A 4,182-nucleotide genomic window follows, 5' to 3' on the forward strand; every position below is an offset into this window, starting at 1 on the left:
AGGCGCTAGTGCTGCCACTGTTGGCGCATTAGCTCCTTTAGTCGTAAAAGCAAACTCTGCTGATATAAATTGGGATGAAGAGCACGAAATTATTATTATCGGGTCAGGCTTTGCTGGATTAGCCGCGGCGGTTGAAGCGGGGAAATTAGGTGCAAAAGATATTGTCATCTTTGAAAAGCTCGGCGTTTACGGTGGTAATAGCACTCTTAATGCTGGTCAAGCCTGTTTCGCCAATACCGATCTTCAAAAAAATCTTGGCATTGAAGACAACGCCGAACTTATGGTTCAGGACCAACTCAAGTCTGGTCGCGGTTATGCAAGTGAAGAGCTACTAAGACACAGCGCAGAACTCGGGCCTTATATTTATCAACTTACCAAAGACTGTGGCTGCGTTTACCGCGACCATATAATTAATACGGGCGGCACCAGCGCCACTCGCAGTCATCAAGTGGTAGAGCGCAGTGGTGCTGGATTTATCCGTCCAATGTTAAAAACAGCTCGTAGTTATGGCGTAAAAACAAAAATCCGTCATAAATTCGAACATTTAATCACGGCTAAAAACGGAAAGGTACTCGGTGTTCAAATTCGCCGCGGCTACCATTTCGGTCACGAAGACTCAGGTGAATTGATTAATGTTAGGTCCGAGAAAGGCGTACTGATTGCAACGGGTGGCTTTGGTGCCAACGTGAGTTTCCGCCAAGCACTCGACCCAACTTTAGGCTCTGAAGTGGGTTGCACTAACGCTCGTGGTGCCACTGGTGATGGCCTTATAGCGATGCTTGCTGAAGGAGCTATGCCTGTACATTTAAGTTTTATTCAATCAGGCCCATGGGCATCTCCGGATGAAGGTGGTTTTGGCTATGGTGCAGGTTTCTCTTTGTATAACTTTCCCCATTCAATCGCAATTGACCGAAATACAGGCGAGCGTTTCATGAACGAAACCGCGGATCGTAAAACCCGCGCAGACCTCGAAGTTCAACGTCGAGATAAAGACGGTAAACCAAATCCTGCCTTACTAATTGCACCTAAACATGAAGCGCAAAAAGATCCTTCAATGGCTAACGTACTCAAATATAACGTGGCTTGGGAATTCAGCAGTGTTGATGCCATAGCCAAGCATTTTGAACTACCCGCTAAGCAGCTTAAAAAACAAATTGATGATTGGAATAAATACGTTAAAGCCGGCAAAGACCCCCAATTTGATAAGCGTATGGACATGAGTACAGGGATCTACCTAACCGCTCCATTCATTGTTCAGCGCCTGTGGCCAAAAGTTCATTATTGCCAGGGTGGTATTCAAATTAATGTCCATGCCGAAGTTATTGCCGCTAAAAATGGCGAGAAAATCCCAGGTCTATATGCCGCTGGAGAAGTATCCGGTGGAGTACATGGCGTGAGTCGTCTCGGTGGTTGCTCAACACCTGAGTGCATGGCATTCGGTGTCACTGCTGCACGTTCAATGATGAAAGCATAAGGAATATAAAAATGAAATTTATCAAAACATTACTTGTGCTTGTTCTAGGTAGTTGTATCGCATTATCGGTGCAAGCTCGCGATAAACGTGACTATCACGAAATGGTTTATGACTCGGGCTGTAAAACCTGCCATGACCAAGGGTTGAAAACTTTTCCTTCTGATGAGTCTTGCCTTCAATGCCACAACATGAGTGATTTGGCAGAACAAACAAAACGTGAAGGTCATGAGGCCAGACAGAACCCCCATGACAGTATGCATTATGGCCAGGAAGCACCTTGCATGGAATGCCATGGTGAACATACCTCAAAGCAAGCAATTTGTATGGATTGCCATAACTTCGACTATCCAAAATTCAAACAGTAAAAACGTAAATAAACTAAGGAATAAATGATGAAAAAAATACTAGCAGCTTCGGCAATACTCATCACAGGATATGCCGTCGCAGGTGACAAACCTGCCGATCAGCCTTGGCACAATGAAAGGCCGACTCTCTCTACCATCAACGCCCCAACTAAAGTCATGCCGATGGTGTGTAAGCAAGAACAAGCAATGGCTTACCTTAAAGAGCTAAAGTCTGGTGAAAAAGATATTTATAACATCAAGTCAAACGATCATGGTGGTAAAGGTGCAAACGACTCTGGATGGTTAACTTGGCGAGTCGATGACCCAAGTAACTTAATCCCGTGCCCTGAAGGTGGCGCGAGTGCAACTGAAGTAGGAATGTGCTGGAAAGAGCTAAACGATGAACCCACCGTTATCGGTTTAGTCCGTGTTGCACCCGGTACTGCAGCGCCTCATTACCATCGCGAGATGGAATGCTACTACGGCATTAGTGGCCAAGGTCTTACTTGGGCACAAGAACGCATGCAACCATTTGGTCCTAAAGACTATATTGAGATCCCAAGTAAAGCGATGCACTACACACCTAACACTTATGATGACCAAGATTTGATTTATATGTACTGGTTCCCATTAGATGGCAAGTTCTCAACATTTAAGTATCAGTGGCCTCAAGACGTAGGTCCTGGTGAGCAACTGATGTTCGACTTCATTCCATACACCAACTCTAAATTAGTTCGTTCTGGCAACGGTGGTTACGGTTGGGATGTCGTTCAAAAGTCCAAATAATCACACTCAATCCATAACCTGAGAAGGAGGCCAATATTATTGGCCTCCTAAAAAATATGAACAAACTGATCCTGATATTTAGCTTATTGTTTAGTTCGAGCCTTTTTGCTGAAGAAGCGATACCTATTCTCTGGCACAACTTGGCACCTGGATCCGCAGATCTACCAGCTGAAACTAATGTCAATCCAGCCCTAGACGGCAGGGAAGTGATTATTCCTGGATTTGTGGTGCCCTTAGATGGCAAGAATACTGGCTATATTAAGAATTTCTTATTAACACCACAGCAAGGTGCTTGCTTTCATAAACCTCCGTCGCCGTCAAATCAGTTGATCCATGTTTCTTTTGATATACCCATTGCGATCCCTGATTTAGAGCAGCCGATGTATATCGTTGGCACGCTAAAGGTGAAAAATGCCCAAGCCGGATTTGCTAAAACGGGTTATCAACTAAAAGGGATAAAAGTGATCCCTTACCCAGTGAAAATAGCAGCTGCTTCAAACGAACAAGATCACCAACACTAAATTGCTAGATAAATAAGAAAAAGGTAATGATGATGAAAATAAATACTAGATTTATGCTTTCTGTAATGGCAACCGCGATTACATTTTCTGGTACCAATGCTTTTGCAGAAGCGCAAACGGAAGGCATAAATATTGGTGGCGCTGTTCGTGTTAACTACGCCTACAAAGATTATAGTGAAGTATCAAAAGACAAAGTCGGTGACATAAGCTTTGATATGGCTGCGATTAAATTTAATGGGAAAAAAGGTGATTGGGGACTAGCGGCTGAATATCGTTTTACTTCAGATACAAATTATATTAAATACGGATATGGCTTTTATGATCTAGACCCTAACTGGCAACTTCAGTTTGGTATCAACAAAGTTCCATTTGGTAACGCAGAGTTTATCTCTAATAGTTTTTGGTTCGGTCTCCCTTACTACCTGGGTTTTGAAGATGACCATGATATTGGTATTAAAGCTGTCTACGAAAATGATGGTTGGCATACTGATTTAGCATTCTATAAAAATCCTGAATATGGCTCTAGCGAGAACAAGCGTTACGCTACAGATATCTATACCGGCACCATAAATGGGACCGAGTATAGTAATGAAGAAACGAACCAAATTAACGTTCGACAGACCTATACTTTTGAACATAATGGTGGATCAACAACCATAGGAGGCTCTGCACAATTTGGGCAGATTTATAACAATAAAACAGCTAGTAACGGCGACCGTTACGCTGTGGCTCTGCACCTTGAATCAAGGTTAAATGGTTGGAACTTACAATTACAAGCTCTACAGTATGAATACAATGCAGCAGATGCAGAAGACCCAAACAAAATAGGTGTCTCTGTGGTGAGTTGGCAGTACGAGATTGCAACTCAAGGTCAGTCATACAGCGCTAACATTGCTAAGACTTTCAACACCGATTGGGGAAGTGTTAAGTGTTATAACGATTTTGGATTAATGACTCCGGATGTTGATGGCGATGATTACGACAACAGCATTCAGAACGTCACTGGTTGTGCAGTTTCAGCAGGTCAAACTTATACCATGATAGATTTTATAATGGG

General features: G+C 43.2%; 5 protein-coding genes. All 5 read left to right on the forward strand.

Annotated elements, in window-relative coordinates; all coding sequences use genetic code 11:
• Positions 1–1,474 (forward strand): flavocytochrome c (locus CXF78_RS13410; protein ID WP_102037078.1); only part of this gene is annotated, 1,474 nt, incomplete at its 5' end.
• Positions 1,475–1,485: 11 nt separating this feature from the next.
• The gene (locus tag CXF78_RS13415; protein WP_102037079.1) at positions 1,486–1,839 is read left to right on the forward strand and encodes a cytochrome c3 family protein; all 354 of its coding nucleotides are present in this window, start codon (positions 1,486–1,488) and stop codon (positions 1,837–1,839) included.
• A 27-nt stretch (positions 1,840–1,866) separates the two neighbouring features.
• Complete coding sequence (locus CXF78_RS13420) at positions 1,867–2,604, forward strand: cupin domain-containing protein (protein WP_243638384.1); 738 nt, start codon at positions 1,867–1,869, stop codon at positions 2,602–2,604.
• 56 nt (positions 2,605–2,660) lie between these two features.
• Complete coding sequence (locus CXF78_RS13425; protein ID WP_102037081.1) at positions 2,661–3,125, forward strand: DUF3299 domain-containing protein; 465 nt, start codon at positions 2,661–2,663, stop codon at positions 3,123–3,125.
• A gap of 29 nt (positions 3,126–3,154) precedes the next feature.
• Positions 3,155–4,182: hypothetical protein (locus CXF78_RS13430; RefSeq protein ID WP_102037082.1), on the forward strand; the 1,028-nt coding region annotated here is incomplete at its 3' end.

Origin of the sequence: Shewanella sp. 11B5 (assembly GCF_002836795.1) — a bacterium.
Lineage (GTDB): Bacteria > Pseudomonadota > Gammaproteobacteria > Enterobacterales > Shewanellaceae > Shewanella > Shewanella frigidimarina.